Origin of the sequence: Criblamydia sequanensis CRIB-18, assembly GCF_000750955.1 — a bacterium.
GTDB lineage: Bacteria > Chlamydiota > Chlamydiia > Chlamydiales > Criblamydiaceae > Criblamydia > Criblamydia sequanensis.
The window spans coordinates 262,186-277,531 of the sequence record NZ_CCEJ010000001.1; the positions used below are offsets into that span (position 1 = coordinate 262,186).

The 15,346-nt window shown below is 41.6% G+C and carries 25 protein-coding genes; all 25 read left to right on the top strand.

Annotation, left to right across the window (positions count from 1 at the left end; genetic code table 11):
- Positions 1-100 precede the first annotated feature (100 nt).
- Positions 101-781: a hypothetical protein gene (locus CSEC_RS01060; RefSeq protein WP_154017594.1), complete on the top strand. Its 681-nt coding sequence runs from the start codon at positions 101-103 to the stop codon at positions 779-781.
- 50 nt (positions 782-831) lie between these two features.
- Entirely contained in the window at positions 832-1,878 is a 1,047-nt protein-coding gene (locus CSEC_RS01065; protein WP_041016547.1) for a hypothetical protein, read from the top strand.
- 89 nt (positions 1,879-1,967) lie between these two features.
- Entirely contained in the window at positions 1,968-2,501 is a 534-nt protein-coding gene (locus CSEC_RS01070; RefSeq protein ID WP_041016548.1) for an SLBB domain-containing protein, read from the top strand.
- Between the two features lie 335 nt (positions 2,502-2,836).
- Positions 2,837-3,880 (top strand): hypothetical protein, encoded by a 1,044-nt coding sequence (locus CSEC_RS01075; RefSeq protein WP_041016549.1) that lies wholly within the window; start codon positions 2,837-2,839, stop codon positions 3,878-3,880.
- 643 nt (positions 3,881-4,523) lie between these two features.
- The gene (rplC, locus tag CSEC_RS01080; protein WP_041016550.1) at positions 4,524-5,192 is read left to right on the top strand and encodes a 50S ribosomal protein L3; all 669 of its coding nucleotides are present in this window, start codon (positions 4,524-4,526) and stop codon (positions 5,190-5,192) included.
- Positions 5,193-5,221: 29 nt separating this feature from the next.
- Positions 5,222-5,914, top strand: a complete 693-nt coding sequence (gene rplD, locus CSEC_RS01085; protein ID WP_041016551.1) for a 50S ribosomal protein L4 — start codon at positions 5,222-5,224, stop codon at positions 5,912-5,914.
- Between the two features lie 17 nt (positions 5,915-5,931).
- Entirely contained in the window at positions 5,932-6,273 is a 342-nt protein-coding gene (gene rplW, locus CSEC_RS01090) for a 50S ribosomal protein L23 (protein ID WP_053331665.1), read from the top strand.
- A gap of 21 nt (positions 6,274-6,294) precedes the next feature.
- Positions 6,295-7,140 (top strand): 50S ribosomal protein L2, encoded by an 846-nt coding sequence (rplB, locus tag CSEC_RS01095; protein WP_041016552.1) that lies wholly within the window; start codon positions 6,295-6,297, stop codon positions 7,138-7,140.
- Positions 7,141-7,142: 2 nt separating this feature from the next.
- On the top strand, positions 7,143-7,406 hold the full coding sequence (gene rpsS / locus CSEC_RS01100) for a 30S ribosomal protein S19 (protein WP_041016553.1): 264 nt from the start codon (positions 7,143-7,145) through the stop codon (positions 7,404-7,406).
- A gap of 9 nt (positions 7,407-7,415) precedes the next feature.
- Positions 7,416-7,751, top strand: coding sequence for a 50S ribosomal protein L22 (gene rplV, locus CSEC_RS01105; RefSeq protein WP_041016554.1), 336 nt, complete (start codon positions 7,416-7,418; stop codon positions 7,749-7,751).
- 9 nt (positions 7,752-7,760) lie between these two features.
- Positions 7,761-8,408, top strand: a complete 648-nt coding sequence (rpsC, locus tag CSEC_RS01110) for a 30S ribosomal protein S3 (RefSeq protein ID WP_041016555.1) — start codon at positions 7,761-7,763, stop codon at positions 8,406-8,408.
- Between the two features lie 2 nt (positions 8,409-8,410).
- The gene (gene rplP / locus CSEC_RS01115) at positions 8,411-8,830 is read left to right on the top strand and encodes a 50S ribosomal protein L16 (RefSeq protein ID WP_041016556.1); all 420 of its coding nucleotides are present in this window, start codon (positions 8,411-8,413) and stop codon (positions 8,828-8,830) included.
- 9 nt (positions 8,831-8,839) lie between these two features.
- A complete protein-coding gene (rpmC, locus tag CSEC_RS01120; RefSeq protein ID WP_041016557.1) occupies positions 8,840-9,049 on the top strand; it encodes a 50S ribosomal protein L29 in 210 nt (69 codons plus the stop codon).
- Between the two features lie 13 nt (positions 9,050-9,062).
- Entirely contained in the window at positions 9,063-9,308 is a 246-nt protein-coding gene (gene rpsQ / locus CSEC_RS01125; protein WP_041016558.1) for a 30S ribosomal protein S17, read from the top strand.
- Between the two features lie 50 nt (positions 9,309-9,358).
- Positions 9,359-9,727, top strand: coding sequence for a 50S ribosomal protein L14 (gene rplN / locus CSEC_RS01130; RefSeq protein WP_041016559.1), 369 nt, complete (start codon positions 9,359-9,361; stop codon positions 9,725-9,727).
- Positions 9,727-10,095 (top strand): 50S ribosomal protein L24, encoded by a 369-nt coding sequence (gene rplX, locus CSEC_RS01135; RefSeq protein ID WP_053331666.1) that lies wholly within the window; start codon positions 9,727-9,729, stop codon positions 10,093-10,095. The genes rplN and rplX overlap by 1 nt, the downstream gene beginning before the upstream one ends.
- A 17-nt stretch (positions 10,096-10,112) precedes the next feature.
- Positions 10,113-10,670, top strand: a complete 558-nt coding sequence (gene rplE / locus CSEC_RS01140; protein ID WP_041016560.1) for a 50S ribosomal protein L5 — start codon at positions 10,113-10,115, stop codon at positions 10,668-10,670.
- Positions 10,671-10,682: 12 nt separating this feature from the next.
- Positions 10,683-11,081, top strand: a complete 399-nt coding sequence (gene rpsH / locus CSEC_RS01145) for a 30S ribosomal protein S8 (protein WP_041016561.1) — start codon at positions 10,683-10,685, stop codon at positions 11,079-11,081.
- A gap of 18 nt (positions 11,082-11,099) precedes the next feature.
- Positions 11,100-11,639 (top strand): 50S ribosomal protein L6, encoded by a 540-nt coding sequence (gene rplF / locus CSEC_RS01150; RefSeq protein WP_041016562.1) that lies wholly within the window; start codon positions 11,100-11,102, stop codon positions 11,637-11,639.
- Positions 11,640-11,674: 35 nt separating this feature from the next.
- Entirely contained in the window at positions 11,675-12,046 is a 372-nt protein-coding gene (gene rplR, locus CSEC_RS01155) for a 50S ribosomal protein L18 (protein ID WP_041016563.1), read from the top strand.
- A gap of 17 nt (positions 12,047-12,063) precedes the next feature.
- Entirely contained in the window at positions 12,064-12,558 is a 495-nt protein-coding gene (gene rpsE, locus CSEC_RS01160) for a 30S ribosomal protein S5 (RefSeq protein WP_041016564.1), read from the top strand.
- A gap of 1 nt (position 12,559) precedes the next feature.
- Complete coding sequence (gene rplO / locus CSEC_RS01165) at positions 12,560-13,015, top strand: 50S ribosomal protein L15 (RefSeq protein WP_041016565.1); 456 nt, start codon at positions 12,560-12,562, stop codon at positions 13,013-13,015.
- 52 nt (positions 13,016-13,067) lie between these two features.
- A complete protein-coding gene (gene secY / locus CSEC_RS01170) occupies positions 13,068-14,435 on the top strand; it encodes a preprotein translocase subunit SecY (protein ID WP_419761208.1) in 1,368 nt (455 codons plus the stop codon).
- Between the two features lie 80 nt (positions 14,436-14,515).
- Positions 14,516-14,884 carry a 30S ribosomal protein S13 gene (gene rpsM / locus CSEC_RS01175; RefSeq protein WP_041016567.1) on the top strand — a complete coding sequence of 123 codons (369 nt, stop codon included), beginning with the start codon at positions 14,516-14,518 and terminating at the stop codon, positions 14,882-14,884.
- A gap of 23 nt (positions 14,885-14,907) precedes the next feature.
- Complete coding sequence (gene rpsK / locus CSEC_RS01180; RefSeq protein ID WP_041016568.1) at positions 14,908-15,321, top strand: 30S ribosomal protein S11; 414 nt, start codon at positions 14,908-14,910, stop codon at positions 15,319-15,321.
- The last annotated feature ends 25 nt before the right edge of the window (positions 15,322-15,346 follow it).

Genomic DNA, 15,346 nt, shown 5'->3' on the forward strand with positions numbered 1-15,346 from the left:
TTTTTAAGGATACTTCTGTCAAGAAAATTTTAATATCTAATCTTTACTAAAACTTAATTCTATGGTATAATTATTCTCTATCGAACAGGAGGTTCATCCCGTGACATCAGTATCTACATTGGGCAGCAGGATTCATGGCGCTACAGAAGCGACCCTTGAAGGAATTGTCCAAGTTAAAGAAAACCCGGATGCATTATATAAAGCTTTAAACGTGGCTTATTATACCACGATGGGCGTTCAACAAGTTGCAACCGCAACCTCTCCTTTACTTATCCATCAACAAGCAGCCGGTGGAATCTCCGTCATTGATGTCTTCGAAATTTTTTCGGTTCTAGACTATTGGATTAACGGAAAATTCATAAAAGATGCAACCTGGGAGGGGTTTTTTAACCTTCTTGGCAATATTTGCATGGGTATTGCGACCATGGGAGGAATTGTCCTCTGGGCCGCTGAAATGGGCTTCTATAAACTCGCTGACGCAGCCGTTAAGATCGGCAGTTGGATTATAAACGTTGGCTCAGCCCTCCTATTTTTAGTTCGATTCACAGCTATGGCAGGGTTCACGCTTTTTTGTGCCAACGCTGTAAAAGACGCTGTTTTAGCAAAAAATGATAAAGAGCGGACAAAAGCAATTCTTGATGTGGCGGCGCTTGGAAGTTCTGCAGTTCTGCAAATCTTATTTATGGCGGCAGCAAATGTGTGGGCTATTGTTTTATTTGGGGTAATATCAAGCGGCCTTGGAATTGCAAGCTTTTTATACGGCCATTTTAATAAAGCGTAAAATGTCGATTTAACAATTTATATTTAAGGAATTAAAAGAAGGTTTATTTCATGACTGTTGGAAGAAGTGCGGGAGACGCTATCATAGACGTGGTTACAGCTCCAATTACCTGGGCTGGACAAGTAAGAAGCAGCATTGGGGCAATAGATGGCCTAGGCAAGGTGATTACAAATAGCGCAAAAGCTGCAAAAATTATGGGTGCCGAGTCGGAAGTATTGGATAATGTGACTGGTCAGTTAAGCGCTTTTAACGGGGTTGTAGGTGCCGCAAATATTTTTGCTCGTGGCGCATTCTGGGTCTCCTTAATTGGGAAAAAAGATGCGGTAAGCTCTAAAAAAGTAGCTGCCGAGGTTTTCTTAACTGCTGCGAACGTAGCTGAGACTACACTTTGGCTTGGCAAAGTCGGGCTTGAACTTGGGTCAGCGGCCCCGATTATTGAACTTGTCAAAAACGTAGTGCTATTACCTGTTTCTTTCTGCAATATTTGGAATGCTTCCGATGAAATCAAAAAAATTGATCAAGTTTTAAGAACGAAAGAAGAAAAAGTTGAGAAATGGAACCGATTAAAGGCTTCTACAGATAAAGGTCTCTATATTCAGGGAAAAATCGACGAACTTGCGGACCAGATTTTGGATATAAAGGCTGAGAAGCATGCGAAAAAAGCTGATGCCAAAGCCTCAGGCCATCCTACCGGCAACCTTAAGAAAGAATTTAAAGCTCGAATCACTCCTCTCCAAAATAAGCAAGATCGCTGGATTGAGATTCGAGATCAGAATAAAATAGATGCGTTTTTCGACTATAAGATTGAGGCGCATGGCGAGGTTGTAAAAGCGGCCGAGCATAATAAAGGCAAAGTCCAGACTAAAAACTGGCTTGTGATTGCCAATTCAGTGATGAAACTTGTCCTAGGCATTCTAGGTCTTGCGCTCCTAATTGCTTCCATCACAACTCCTTGGCTTCTTGCTCTTGTCGCAGCTGCGTGGGCTGCAACTCATGCGCTTGGATTTGCTAAGGAAATGTATGATCTTGCGCCAGCTAATAAACTTCGCGAGCTGGCTTCTTTGAAAACAAATATGATGGCTGCCAATCTAGCCTAATTTATTTATAAAGCCGCTATACAGCAAGTGATTCTTTCATGAAGCGTAAAGCGGCTTTTTTTTGCTCCTATTCGGTTCAATTGGTTTAGATGAATAGTCGATCTAACGCATCTCTTTATCCGCATGAGTGGTTTGCAATATCTGTCTACCTCTCGATCTTTATCTTTATCGCTCTTATTTCTTGGTTAAATGGAGGTCTTGAATCCCTCGAGGTCCTTTCGAAAGAATCCGTTGAGCAATCACTTTCTGTTTACATAAGCGGGGCTGTCAAAAAACCGGGCTGTTATCGGCTAGGGCGAGGTTCCACTTTGGGAGAAGCGCTTTCTTTAGCCGAGCTTCAAGACAATGCCGATACCCGAAACCTGAATTTAGAGGGAAATCTTATTGATGAGCAAAGAATCAAGGTTAAGGGCGTCAAAAAAATACCCATAGAAGTTATTTATAAGTCCCGCGGGCTCAAAAAAGACATTGTTTGGGTTAAAGCCAAATCACGATTTGAAGAGTTAAAAAATGAAATTTACTTGGAAAATGGGGAAGTTATCCTTTTTCCGAAGCGTCGGAAAATTGTTAGAGAAAATGATCAAATTATTGTAGAAAAGAAGCCGGGGTTAAAGCCATCCTAAGACTTATGGCTTTTCTTAGACTTGTTATTAATTAAATTTTTTGCTAATCTTCTTTTCCGAATGTTTTTTTTACTTCGAGATTGACAAACGCCTCTTCTCAAGCAAAGTTCACGATTTTATCCCCCCAAAAGCCGACATCATCCTTTTTCATTCGCTAAATTGATAGAAACCCTATCCTTCCTTTCGATTATTTGTTCTTAAGAAGAGGATGGAAGAGGGGACTTAATTTTTGAGCTATGCTGCACAGGCTGCGAGGGTCTAGAACTTAGGAAGACACTTTTGGCAGTCGGATAATCTGTTTAACAATTTAATTTTAGGATTAGAGGTTGATTGTCATGAATGTTGGAAAAGGCGCAAGTGAAGTTTTACTAGAAGTTGTTGCAGCTCCTTTTGAAATTGGAGCTGAGATCCGAGGAAAAATTGATATTATGGAAGGTGCGGCTAAAGTTCTGATTAATGGAGCGAGAGTTGCAGAATTTGCCGGAACAGAATCAGCCTCGCTTGGAAGTGTGACAGGACAGTTAAGCGTTTTCACAGGATTTCTCTCCGCCTGCAGTATTTTTGAGCGCGGAGGGTTTTGGGTTTCCCTTATTGGAAAAAAGGAACCTGTAAGCTCTAAAAAAGTCGCCGGTGAAGTATTTTTAACCGCTGCGAACGTGGCTGAAACGACTCTTTGGCTTAGTAAAAGAGGATTATTTGATCTAGGCCCGGCTGCCGGCCCTATAGAAATTGCTAAAAACATTATCCTTATCCCTGTTTCTTTATGCACTATATGGAGCGCTTCAGATGAGATCGTAAAAGCAGGAAAAACAATAGAGGATAAGGAAGCTAAAGTTTCAAAGTGGGCTGATAGGAAAAGACTATCAATTTTGGAAAGAAAAGATTATGCGCAGACAAAAATCGATGCTCTTTCAGACGAAATAGTCAAAATAGCAAAAGAGAAAATAGATGCTGAGAGAACAGGACTTAGTCCGGAAGATGAGGAACAGTTTAAAAATCGATTTGCTCCTCTAATGAAAAAACATAACCGATGGGTTGAGATTCAAAGACGGGAGGATAAATTTGATAAACTCTGCGACTTTAAGATTGAAAACCATGGTAAAATATTAGATGTAGCCAAGCATAATAAAGGGAAGATTCAGACCAAGAACTGGCTTATAATTGCAAATTCTGTAATGAAGCTCGCCTTAGGAATTCTTGGGCTTGTTATTGTTCTGGCGTCAATAACTGCCGTATGGGTACTCGCTCTTGCAGCAGCTCTTTGGACAGCGACACATATTATTGGCCTTGCTAAAGAGTTGTTTGATCTTAGGCCGGTCAATAAACAACTGCAAATTCCGTCAGTGGAAACAAAAATGATGGCAGCGGATCTCTCTTAAACTCCCTGATTTTGCGCCTAATCCACAGGCTCTTCGCAACAAGTCATATCGTTTTCAATGCCGGGACATTTTTGTCTTTCGGCAGTGCCGGGACATTGCCTTCAAGCAAATCTTAAAAATCTATTGACACCTTGCGGTGCTTGCTATGGATTAGGCAGCAAAATCAGGGGTTAAATTTAAAAGCCCTTTGACTCAAGGGCAAGGGCAGTTTAAAGAGTGCAAAGCGGCTTATTTTGCCCTGAATTATATTTCCCTTAGGCAATTAGGGTCCCTATAAAATTAAAGTTCCCCGTAGAAACTTTTAGTCGCTTGATGAAAAAGCGAAATAATTATGCGTATAACTTCGGAAAAATAGGGTTTTTCTCAAGGAATTTCTCTCGTAAAAGTTAGTCTTTAACTATTTTCCTTAATTTAGAGATTTCCACTTGTGATAAATCAAGGGTTTTGCTAAGCTTTCCATTCAAATGCTTTCTGTATAGTTGCGTTTTTAGGCAACACTATTCCCTTCAGGGTCACTGAATTGAACACGTTTCGCGTGTAACCTTTCACGAGAATCCGAAGGTATAAAATCTGAAAGAACTACGATAAAAAACAAAAAAAGACCACTGAGACATCAGTGTGAGCTTGATTTAAGGAAAAGAGTATGGCGCTCAAATTGATGGGTAGAAAGCGTGGCATGGTACAGCTGTTCGACGATGCAGGCAATGCCGTTCCATGCACAGCGATCGAACTAAGTAAAAATGTTGTTACGCAAATTAAAACTGAGGAAACTGACGGTTATGTTGCTGTTCAGCTTGGGTTTGAAGAAGTAATAGCTAAAGACTCTAGAACGAAAGAGAAAAGAACAAAAAAACCACAGCGCGGTCACTTTTTAAAAAGCGGCGTTCAGCCTGTGAAAAATCTTTCCGAATCAAGGCTTGAAAAAGTTGAAGATATTCAATTAGGTCAAGAATTTGGAGTAGAAGTCTTTAATGAGATTAAACACGTAGACGTTACCGGAATCTCAAAAGGAAAAGGATTTCAGGGGGTTATGAAGTTGCATAACTATAGCGGCGGACCTGCTTCCCACGGTGCTTCTCAGTTTCATAGATCAAGAGGGTCTCAAGGTATGAGATCGACCCCCGGTCGTTGCTTGCCAGGTATCCCGCAAGCAAGCCATATGGGTGACCGTAAAGTAACAGTTCAAAATCTTCGGGTTGTCGAAGTTCTTCCGGAAGACAATGTGCTTCTGGTTGAAGGCGCGATTCCAGGTCCTGTAAATGGACTTGTTTATATCACCGCCGCAGAGAAAAAGAAATCAAAAGCGGCGTAAAGCCAAAAGTTAGGTTAGTGGAGTCATAAGTGGCAACCTTAGCAAAATACAATTTAAGTGGCGAAAAAATCGGTTCAGCAAAAGTGAGCGAATCACTTGCAACAGCCGAAGCCAACACACAAATGATTAAAGATTATATTGTCGCCCTTCGTGAAAATCAGCGCCAATGGTCTGCAAATACAAAAGGACGCTCTGAAGTCGTTCATACAACTGCAAAGCCTTTCAAGCAAAAAGGAACAGGTCGCGCCCGTCAGGGAATGCTTGTTTCTCCTCAGTATAGAGGGGGAGGTATCGTTTTTGGTCCGAAGCCAAAATTTGATCAGCATGTTCGAATCAACCAGAAAGAGCGAAAAAAAGCAATCCGATGCCTAATTGGTGAAAAAATTAGAGCTGGAAGATTCCACATTATTGAATCAACATCATTGGATGAGCCTAAGACTAAAGCTGTGGCATCTCTTCTTAAGCAAGCCGGAGCCGAAGGTAAAAGAGCTCTTTTCCTAGGTGAAGGTGAGTATATGGAAGTGGAACACGAAGATGTTGTACACAAAGTGAGCGTAAAAAGTTCAAAACATAGCAATTTCATCAAGAGTTTGCGAAACATTCCTAAGGTTTCTTTTGCATTAGCAAAGAATATCAGTGGGTATGATGTGATGATCGCGCATGATATTTATGTCACAGCGCCCGCTTTGCAAGAGTTAGAAGAATGGCTCTGTAACGAGTAACTGATAAGGGAATCACCATGAAAGAAAATATTAAAAACCCTTACGCAATCATTAAGCATCTGCATGTGACTGAAAAGTCAAGAGTACTGCAGGAGCTGAAAAACGCATCTAGCAATCCGTCACTTAAAAAGTGCGAATCTCCAAAGTATGTGTTTGTTGTCGATAAGAACGCAAATAAAAGCGAGATTGCAGGGGCAGTAGAAGCGATTTATAAAGATAAGAATGTCAAAGTTGTGAAAGTGAATACAATCCATGTTAAAGGCAAAAAACGCCGTTTACGTGGAAAGCCTGGCATGACGGCATCCATTAAAAAAGCAGTTGTCACCTTAGATATCGGCGACAACCTCGATCTCGTTTAAATAAGGAAAGGTAATTGAGTCATGTTGCGAAAATACCGTCCAATAACACCAGGAACAAGGCAGCTAGTGTTGCCCGTTCACGAAAAGTTGACGCGTGCTGAAGAAGGAAAGCGGGCAAAAGTAAAACCTCACAAGCCTCTTCTTAAGTCAAAAAAACGTACAAACGGACGAAACAACCACGGTCATATCACCTGCCGCCACAAGGGTGGAGGTCATAAGAGACGCTATCGTTTAGTTGACTTTAAGCGCGATAAGGAAAATATTCCTGCAAAAGTTGCGTCTATTGAATACGATCCTAACCGATCTGCTTACATTGCGCTCATTAACTACGCTGATGGTGAAAAGCGATATATCTTAGCTCCAGAAGGACTAAAGCAGGGCGATCTTGTTCAGACAAGCAGTGAGCCTCCTTTTTCTGTTGGGGTTTGCATGAAGTTAAAAGACATGCCGCTTGGTTCTACCGTTCACGGGATTGAACTCTATCCTGGAAAAGGAGCCAAATTGGTGCGTTCAGCCGGGTTATCAGCTCAGTTGATGGCGAGAAGCAACGGTTATGCTGCTATCAGAATGCCTTCCGGAGAAGTTCGTCAAATCAATGAAGATTGTAGAGCATCTTTCGGACAAGTATCAAACTCTGAGCATAATTTGAGAGTTGAAGGAAAAGCCGGAAGATCAAGATGGAAAGGTATCCGTCCAACCGTCCGGGGTACTGTTATGAACCCAGTCGACCACCCTCACGGTGGCGGTGAAGGAAAAAGCAAGGGTAACCACCCTCAGACGCCTTGGGCTCAATATACTAATGGCTTCAAAACGCGTTCACTTAAGAAGTCCAATAAATTCATCATTAAAGATCGTAGGAAGAAGTAAGAATGGGCAGATCACTTAAGAAAGGTCCGTTCGTCGACCATCATTTACTTAAAAAAGTAAACGAGATGAATGGAAAAAATGAAAAAAAACCGATTAAAACATGGTCAAGGCGTTCAATGATAATTCCTGACATGATCGGACACACCTTCGAAGTCCACAACGGTAAAAAATTTATTACCGTGTTTGTCACAGACAATATGGTGGGTCATCGATTAGGCGAATTCTCTCCGACTCGCATGTTTAAGGGGCATCCCGTTAAGAAATAGGTAAGAATAATGGCTCTAGCTAAAGCAGTTTCAAAATATATCAGGATCAGCCCCCGTAAAGTTAGGGTTGTCGCAGGCATCATTAAAAATATGCCTGTGGATGCAGCAAGCTTTCAATTGAAAGCTTCTAACTTGAAAGGCGGACGTCTTTTGAAAAAGACATTGGACAGTGCAGTTGCCAATGCAGAAATCAATCATGACCTCAAACGTGAAGAATTGAAGGTTATAGAAGTTCGTGTGGATGAAGGTCCAAGGTTAAAGCGGGCGCGTTCTCGTAGTAAAGGCGGACGGCACCCCATCTTGAAACGAACAAGCCACCTGACAGTAATTGTCGGTAAAGAATAGGAGTTGGCAATGGGACAAAAAGCAAATCCAATTGGTTTGCGCCTGATCAGAAATAAGAATTGGCGCTCAAAGTGGTATGCCAACAAACAAGAATTTGGCTCACTGTTAATAGAAGATACTAAAATTCGCGACTATTTGAAGAATAAGCCGGCGTGTCAAGGCGCATCAATGATTTTGATTCGTCGTATGAGCGAAAAGATTGAAGTTACAATCGCAACCGCAAGACCCGGTCTCGTTATCGGTAAAAAAGGCGCAGAAATTGATGTTCTTAAAGCCGAGCTGTCAAAAATGACTGGCAAGGAAGTATGGATCGAGGTTGAAGAAATCAAAAGACCTGATCTCGATGCAAGAATAGTAGCTGACGGAATCGCGAAGCAATTAGAAAGACGTATTCCTTTTAGAAGAGCTATGAAAAAAGCCATTCAGTCCACGATAGACGCGGGAGCGCTTGGAATTAAAGTTCAAGTTTCCGGTCGTTTAGGCGGTGCTGAAATCGCAAGAACCGAATGGTACAAAGAAGGTAGTATTCCTTTGCACACTCTTCGCGCGGATATCGATTTTGCTAAGGGACGTGCAGAAACAACATACGGAAGCATTGGCGTTAAAGTTTGGATTAACCGAGGCGATGATGACCGTGTTAAGAAGGAAGGTGCTTAATTATGGTCTTAATGCCCAAAAAAACAAAGCATCGTAAATTGCACAAAGGCCAATATAGCGGTCTTAGCAAAGGCGGAAATTTTGTAGAGTTTGGTGATTTTGGCATCCAAGTGTTAGAGCGTGGTTGGATCACTAACCAGCAGATCGAAGCTTGTCGTGTGGCGATCAACCGATTCTTCCAACGTCGTGGTAAAGTTTGGATTCGTATATTTCCAGATAAACCTGTGACTAAGAAGCCGGCAGAAGTTCGTATGGGAAAAGGAAAAGGTAACATCGATCATTGGGTTGCTGTTGTCCGTCCCGGTAAAGTTCTTTTCGAAGTGGGTAACGTACCAAAAGAAGTCGCACAAGATGCTCTTAGAAGAGCGGCTGCGAAACTTGGTTTAAAGACACGCTTCGTTGAACGTGTAGAAGTAGTTTAAGGAGAAGTCATGTTAAAAGCAAGTGAGCTGAAAGATAAGGCAAGTGAAGAGCTAGAAGCAATGCTTATAGACCTCCGAAAAGATTTATTCGCTTCGGTTAATGAGGCGAAGCAAACTAAACGCATTGATAAGCCTCATCTTGTCAAGCAAAAGCGCAAAGACATTGCACGAATTTTGACAGTCATGCGTGAAAAGAAAAGACAAGCAACAAAGCAATAGTTGAGGTTTAGAAATGGAAGAAACCAGCAGAGCTAACAAAAGAAAAACTAAAAAAGGGATTGTCATTTCAAATAAAATGGTTAACACAGTTGTGGTAGCCGTTGACAGTGTGAAAAGACATCCCCGATATGAGAAAGTGGTTACTATAAGAAATAAATTTTACGCGCATCATGAGGGTAAGCCTCTTCAAATTGGCGATGAAGTTATTATTCAGGAAACACGCCCTATATCGAAATTGAAACGCTGGCGCGTAGTTTAAAGTCGGTTAGTGTACCGACGTTAATATAATAAGAGTGGAGTAAACGATTTATGATTCAGCAGGAATCAGAGCTTGAAGTCGCTGACAATACCGGCGCAAAGCGTGTGAAATGCTTCAAAGTCTTAGGTGGATCGAAAAGACGCTATGCGCAAGTTGGCGATATAATCGTCTGTTCTGTGAAAGCGGCCGCACCGGATGGGAGCGTTAAAAAAGGCGATGTCGTTAAATGCGTAATCGTCAGAACGACCAAGTACATCAAACGTAAAGATGGATCCAAATTGCGTTTTGATACTAATAGTTGCGTGTTAATCGATGATAAGCTAAATCCTCGCGGAACCCGTATATTTGGGCCCGTAGCAAGAGAAGTTCGAGACAGAGGCTACCTTAAAATAGCATCGCTCGCACCGGAGGTAATCTAATGAAGAAAATTAAAGCTGAAAAAGCTGTATATGCGACAAAAAAAATCCGTAAAGGTGATAAAGTTGTTGCCATTGCCGGAAACAACAAAGGACAACAAGGCACTGTTCTTAAAGTTATCGGTGATAAAGTGATTGTACAAGGTTTGAATTTGCGAAAGCGCCATGTTAAGCGCTCCCAGCAAAACACAGCCGGTGGAATCATAGAAATGGAGAAGCCCATTCACGTATCTAATTTAAGTCCGTCTGTGAATGAGGGTGAACCTGTAAAGCTTAAAGTTAAAGCGAACGACAAAGGGGAAAAACAGCTCGTCTACAAAGACGGCGACCAAGATAAAGTGTATCGTTCCTTAAAAAAACATAACAATTAAACGAGTTGAATTAAACAATGTCTCGTCTAAAGAAAAGATACGATAGTCAAATCAAAGAAGCCCTTCAGCAAAAGTTCGGCTACATAAATCCCATGATGATTCCTAAAATGGAAAAAATCGTCATAAACATGGGTATTGCTGAAGCGTCAAAAGACAAAAACTCGATACAGGATTGCGTTAAAGAGATGACGTTGCTTTCCGGTCAAAAACCGATCATCATCAGATCAACGAAATCCATTTCGAACTTCAAGCTCCGGGAAGGTCAGCCTATAGGCATTAAAGTGACCCTAAGAGGAAAGCGGATGTACGATTTCATGGATCGATTTTTTAATATTGTCTGCCCTCGTATTCGTGACTTCAGAGGTTTTGAGTCGAAAGCGGATGGTAGAGGTAATTACTCGCTTGGTTTAGATGACCAGCAAGTGTTTCCGGAAATAAATCTTGATGAAGTCAAAAGAACGCAAGGGATGAATATCACATTTGTCACTACTGCAGAGACCGATGAAGAGTGCATCGAATTGTTAAGAGTACTCGGTCTGCCTTTTAAAAATTTACCAGTAGCGGTAGCAGCATAGGAGAAAGACGTTATGGCATTAAGCGATCCAATAGCCGATTTCCTGACAAGAGTTAGAAACGCAAGTTCGGCTGAAAGACGATATGTTGATATTTGTTGGAGCAAGATGAAAGAGAAGCTTGCAGAAATCTTGAAAGAACAAGGCTTTGTTGAAAACTACCTCGTTAAGAAAGAGAACGACAAAAGAGGAACTATTCGTATTTTCTTAAAATATGATAGCAGAAAACCGGTTATCCGAGGACTGAAAAGAGTATCCAAACCGGGATTAAGACGTTATGTAAAACATGAAGACATTCCAAACTTCTTTGGTGGATACGGTGTTGCTATTGTATCTACATCGCAGGGTGTAATGGTCGGTAATGAAGCGACAAAACGCCGTATTGGCGGTGAGCTTCTTTGTATGATTTGGTAAGCGAAAGGAGTTAGTGAAATGTCTCGTAAAGGAAAACAGCCGGTTGAGCTTCCAAAAAATGTCGAAGTAAAGCTTACAAAAGGCCATATTCTAGCGAAAGGCCCTAAAGGTCAGCTAGAGCGTGACTTTCCTGAATATGTCATTATTAAGCAGGAAGAGAATGAGCTTTTAGTAAATGTCGATGAAAATGTTGACGAGCAAAGTGCTTTGCATGGTCTTTGGAGAGCTCTTATTAATAACCTGATTGAAGGTGTTTCTAAAGGCTTTGAGAAAAAGCTTGAAATGATCGGTGTAGGTTATAGAGCAGCCGTTAAAGGTAAAGTTGTTGATATTCAAGTTGGTAATTCTCATCCAACCGTTTTGACAATTCCTGAAGGAATTACTGTGGCTGTTGAAAAGAACACTTTGATTACGATCTCTGGCGCAGACAAACAGAAAGTCGGCCAGTTTGCAGCGGATATTCGATCCAAAAAGCCGCCTGAACCATACCAAGGGAAGGGCATACGTTATCAAGGCGAATACGTCCGTAGAAAAGCAGGAAAAGCCTCAGGCAAATAAGCTCTAAGGCAGCTAAAAGAAGGCAAAAAATTACTATGAATCACTCACGAGTAAAAAATAATCAGAAAAGACTTAAGCGTGCAATTCGTGTTCGAAAGCACCTTAGGGGGACAAGCGTAAAGCCTAGGCTTTCGGTTATTAAGTCGAATAAGCATTTGCAAGTGCAGCTCATTGATGATGATGCTGGCAAAACACTTTGCAGCATGTCTACTTTAAATGCTGAATTTAAAGGAACAGACTTAGGAAAGAAGTCAAAAGCTGCAGCTGCAAAAATGGGCGAAATTATCGCAGACAAGGCAATCAGCCTTAATATCCGTGAAGTCATTTTTGATCGCGGTCCAAGCAAATATCATGGAATTTTAGCGGAACTTGCTGATGCGGCAAGAAACCGTGGATTACAGTTTTAACCGTTTTTTAGGTCACGATGGCAAAACAAAGCGATTCATCAAAAAAAGAAAAAGTTCAGAGCGACATCACTGAAAAAGTGCTGTACATCAACCGTTGCGCAAAAGTCGTCAAGGGCGGCCGAAAATTTAGTTTTTCGGCGTTGATTTTGGCAGGAGATGGGAAAGGTAAAGTCGGTTATGGGTTTGCCAAAGCGAATGAACTTACCGACGCTATTCGAAAGGGTGGTGAAGCAGCACGTAAAAACATGCAAAGCTTTCCTATGGAAGGAACGACTATCCCGCACGAAATTGAAGTCAAATGCGATGGCGTTACAGTCCTACTAAAGCCTGTAGCAAGAGGCAGTGGCATCATTGCCGGTTCAAAACTAAGAGATGTGCTTGAACTTGCAGGAATTAAAGATATCATGGCGAAAAATTTGAGAGGTAATAACCCTGTTAACATGGTTAAAGCAATATTTAAAGCACTCTCCCAATTGCAAAGCCGTGCAGTAATTAAACAAGTAAGAGGTTAATATGTTGACTCTCGGATCACTATCCAATACCTCAAAAGATCGAAAAAGAAAGCGTCGTGTCGGCCGTGGCATTTCATCCGGTGCTGGTAAAACCTGTAACAGGGGTACCAAAGGTGAAGGCGCAAGATCCGGTTGGAGAAAGCGTGAGACTTATGAAGGCGGACAATTTCGTACTTATATGAAATTTCCTGAAAGGGGATTTAGCAATGTTCGATTCCAAAGAAAGCTTGATGCGATTAATCTGGATCAAATTGATGCAATATATGAAAATGGCGAAGTTGTCAGTTTAGCTACACTAAAAGAGAAAGGCTTTTTAAAGAGCAAATCCCATGGGCTTAAAATTCTAGGCAATGGCAGTTTGACAAAGAAAGTTAAAATCGAAGCTGTAGCTTTATCAAAGACCGCTAAGGAAAAATTGGAACAAGCAGATATTCAAGTTAAGTTGCTTGAAGTTTAAAGATTGTAGTTCTGTTATCGAAAAAGCCGTGAATGGGAGCGAATAGCGCATGCTGCAGGGTATACAACGTGTTTTGCAAGTGCCGGAACTTAGGCAAAAAATCCTATTTACTTTTCTGATGCTTTGCGTTTGCCGCATCGGGGGATTTATTCCTGTACCTGGTATCAATGGTGAAGTTGCTTTGTCGTATTTTAGACAGGCAATGGGAGGAGGACAAAATATCTTCCAAATGATCGACATCTTTTCGGGAGGCGCTTTCTCTCAAATGACTGTCGTCGCTCTTGGTGTTGTACCCTATATATCAGCATCCATTATAACGCAGCTTCTTGTAGCCACGTGGCCTTCGTTACAAAGAGAAATTCGCGAGAATCAAGATGTTGGAAGACGGAAGATTAATAAGATCACCCGTCTTCTAACGATTATACTCTCCGTTCTTCAGTCAGGTTTATTCGCGAAATATGCGGTTCAAATGAACTTTGCAAGACCTGGGATTATAACAGGTGAGCTCTTGGATTTTCAACTTTTTGGCATGCCATGGCTTTTTTACCTTGTTGTTGTGGCAACAATGACGACAGGGACCATGTTTTTAATGTGGATCGGTGAACAGATTACAGAAAAAGGGATAGGCAATGGGATGAGTTTAATCATCACCATCGGCATTTTATCCCAGTTGCCAAGTGCTATGGGAATGATTTTCCAGCAATTGAATTTGGACTCGCAAGAGCCGGGGCAAATGAATTTCGCTTCAGTCCTTTTACTGATCGGAGTTTTTGTCTTTGTTACTCTTGCTACTATTTTGATAATCCAAGGGCATCGGCGAATTCCATTGCAGCATGCTCGAAGGGTTGTAGGCCGCAAGGAAGTACAAGGGGGAGCATCTTATATCCCTCTTAAAGTGAATTATGCCGGAGTGATACCTGTTATTTTCGCCTCTTCCTTGCTTATGTTTCCTACAACTATCGGTTCTTTTATAGGGGCCGGTAACTGGGTTGGGATGGTAGCAAGTTGGATGGACCCTAAAACGAAAATGTATTTGATCATGTATGTGATGTTGATCATTTTCTTTACCTATTTTTGGACAGCGACTCAGTTTCATCCCGATCAAATTGCATCGGATATGAAGAAAAATGGAGCGTTTATTCCGGGGATTAGGCAGGGGCGTCCGACACAAGAGTATTTGGAGACCACTATGAATAGAATCACGTTCTTAGGGGCTGTTTTCCTAGCGTTGATAGCGATTTTGCCAATGATTGTGCAAAAAATCTTAATAGTGCCGCAAACAATAAGTTATTTTTTCGGTGGAACTGCACTTCTTATTCTTGTCGGCGTTGTACTTGATACCATGAAACAAGTTGAGTCGCACTTACTGATGAAGCGCTACGAAGGTTTTATGAAGCGAGGACGTTTTAAAGGACGCTAAAAGCGATTCTTCGTACTTGCCTCAAATAAAAGATTATGATAAATTTATCCGTGTTATTTTTAAATTTTTAGGAGAAATCAATGCCTAGGGTCATAGGTATCGACATACCAGAGAAAAAACGCTTGGAGATTGCGCTGACATACATATATGGAATCGGCCGCACCCTGTCAAATGAGATTCTCGCAAAGCTTGGACTAAATCCCGATATGCGTGCAGCAGAGCTTTCGCAAGACGATATAGCTAAATTAAACAGTCTTCTTCAAGCAGAATATGTCTTGGAAGGGGATTTAAGACGACAAGTTCAGAATAATATTAAACGCCTTATAGGCATTCATGCTTATCGCGGCACTCGCCATCGCGCTGGCCTCCCTGTTAGAGGACAACGAACAAGAACAAATTCAAGAACGCGAAAAGGCAGACGCAAAACTGTCGCTAATAAGAAGAAATAATTTAATATATAGGAGCTAATGCCTTGGCTAAGCAACAAACCCCGGCTACACAGAAGAAAGTAGTCAAAACAAGAAAAAGATCAGCGCAAAACGTTCCAGTTGGAATTGCGTTTGTCAAAGCAACGTTTAACAACACTATCATTTCTATTACCGACCAAATGGGTCGTGTCGTATCATGGTCTTCTGCAGGAAGAGCTAACTTTGTTGGCTCTAGAAAGTCATCTGCTTTTGCAGCAACTGTTGCAGCGCAAGATGCCGGGAAAAAAGCACAAGAAGTGGGCATGAAAGAAGTCGAAGTTGTTTTGAAAGGCCCGGGAGCAGGTAGAGAGTCTGCCGTACGCGGACTTCAATCAACCGGTCTTATCATTACTTCTATTAAGGACAGAACACCCGTCCCACATAATGGATGCAGGCCAAGAAAACGCCGCCGTGTCTAAAATAAGATCAATTGAGTCAGGTTGG

Bases quoted from the DNA above. Each gene is read 5' to 3' on its own strand.
- rpsE (WP_041016564.1), top strand. From the start codon at position 12,064: ATGGCAAAACAAAGCGATTCATCAAAAAAAGAAAAAGTTCAGAGCGAC.
- rplF (WP_041016562.1), top strand. From the start codon at position 11,100: ATGTCTCGTAAAGGAAAACAGCCGGTTGAGCTTCCAAAAAATGTCGAA.
- rplE (WP_041016560.1), top strand. From the start codon at position 10,113: ATGTCTCGTCTAAAGAAAAGATACGATAGTCAAATCAAAGAAGCCCTT.
- rplV (WP_041016554.1), top strand. From the start codon at position 7,416: ATGGCTCTAGCTAAAGCAGTTTCAAAATATATCAGGATCAGCCCCCGT.
- CSEC_RS01075 (WP_041016549.1), top strand. From the start codon at position 2,837: ATGAATGTTGGAAAAGGCGCAAGTGAAGTTTTACTAGAAGTTGTTGCA.
- rplX (WP_053331666.1), top strand. From the start codon at position 9,727: ATGAAGAAAATTAAAGCTGAAAAAGCTGTATATGCGACAAAAAAAATC.
- rplW (WP_053331665.1), top strand. From the start codon at position 5,932: ATGAAAGAAAATATTAAAAACCCTTACGCAATCATTAAGCATCTGCAT.
- rpsC (WP_041016555.1), top strand. From the start codon at position 7,761: ATGGGACAAAAAGCAAATCCAATTGGTTTGCGCCTGATCAGAAATAAG.
- rplC (WP_041016550.1), top strand. From the start codon at position 4,524: ATGGCGCTCAAATTGATGGGTAGAAAGCGTGGCATGGTACAGCTGTTC.
- rplR (WP_041016563.1), top strand. From the start codon at position 11,675: ATGAATCACTCACGAGTAAAAAATAATCAGAAAAGACTTAAGCGTGCA.
- rplO (WP_041016565.1), top strand. From the start codon at position 12,560: ATGTTGACTCTCGGATCACTATCCAATACCTCAAAAGATCGAAAAAGA.
- CSEC_RS01070 (WP_041016548.1), top strand. From the start codon at position 1,968: ATGAATAGTCGATCTAACGCATCTCTTTATCCGCATGAGTGGTTTGCA.
- rplN (WP_041016559.1), top strand. From the start codon at position 9,359: ATGATTCAGCAGGAATCAGAGCTTGAAGTCGCTGACAATACCGGCGCA.
- CSEC_RS01065 (WP_041016547.1), top strand. From the start codon at position 832: ATGACTGTTGGAAGAAGTGCGGGAGACGCTATCATAGACGTGGTTACA.
- rplB (WP_041016552.1), top strand. From the start codon at position 6,295: ATGTTGCGAAAATACCGTCCAATAACACCAGGAACAAGGCAGCTAGTG.
- rpmC (WP_041016557.1), top strand. From the start codon at position 8,840: ATGTTAAAAGCAAGTGAGCTGAAAGATAAGGCAAGTGAAGAGCTAGAA.
- rpsM (WP_041016567.1), top strand. From the start codon at position 14,516: ATGCCTAGGGTCATAGGTATCGACATACCAGAGAAAAAACGCTTGGAG.
- rpsH (WP_041016561.1), top strand. From the start codon at position 10,683: ATGGCATTAAGCGATCCAATAGCCGATTTCCTGACAAGAGTTAGAAAC.
- rpsS (WP_041016553.1), top strand. From the start codon at position 7,143: ATGGGCAGATCACTTAAGAAAGGTCCGTTCGTCGACCATCATTTACTT.
- rpsQ (WP_041016558.1), top strand. From the start codon at position 9,063: ATGGAAGAAACCAGCAGAGCTAACAAAAGAAAAACTAAAAAAGGGATT.
- rplP (WP_041016556.1), top strand. From the start codon at position 8,411: ATGGTCTTAATGCCCAAAAAAACAAAGCATCGTAAATTGCACAAAGGC.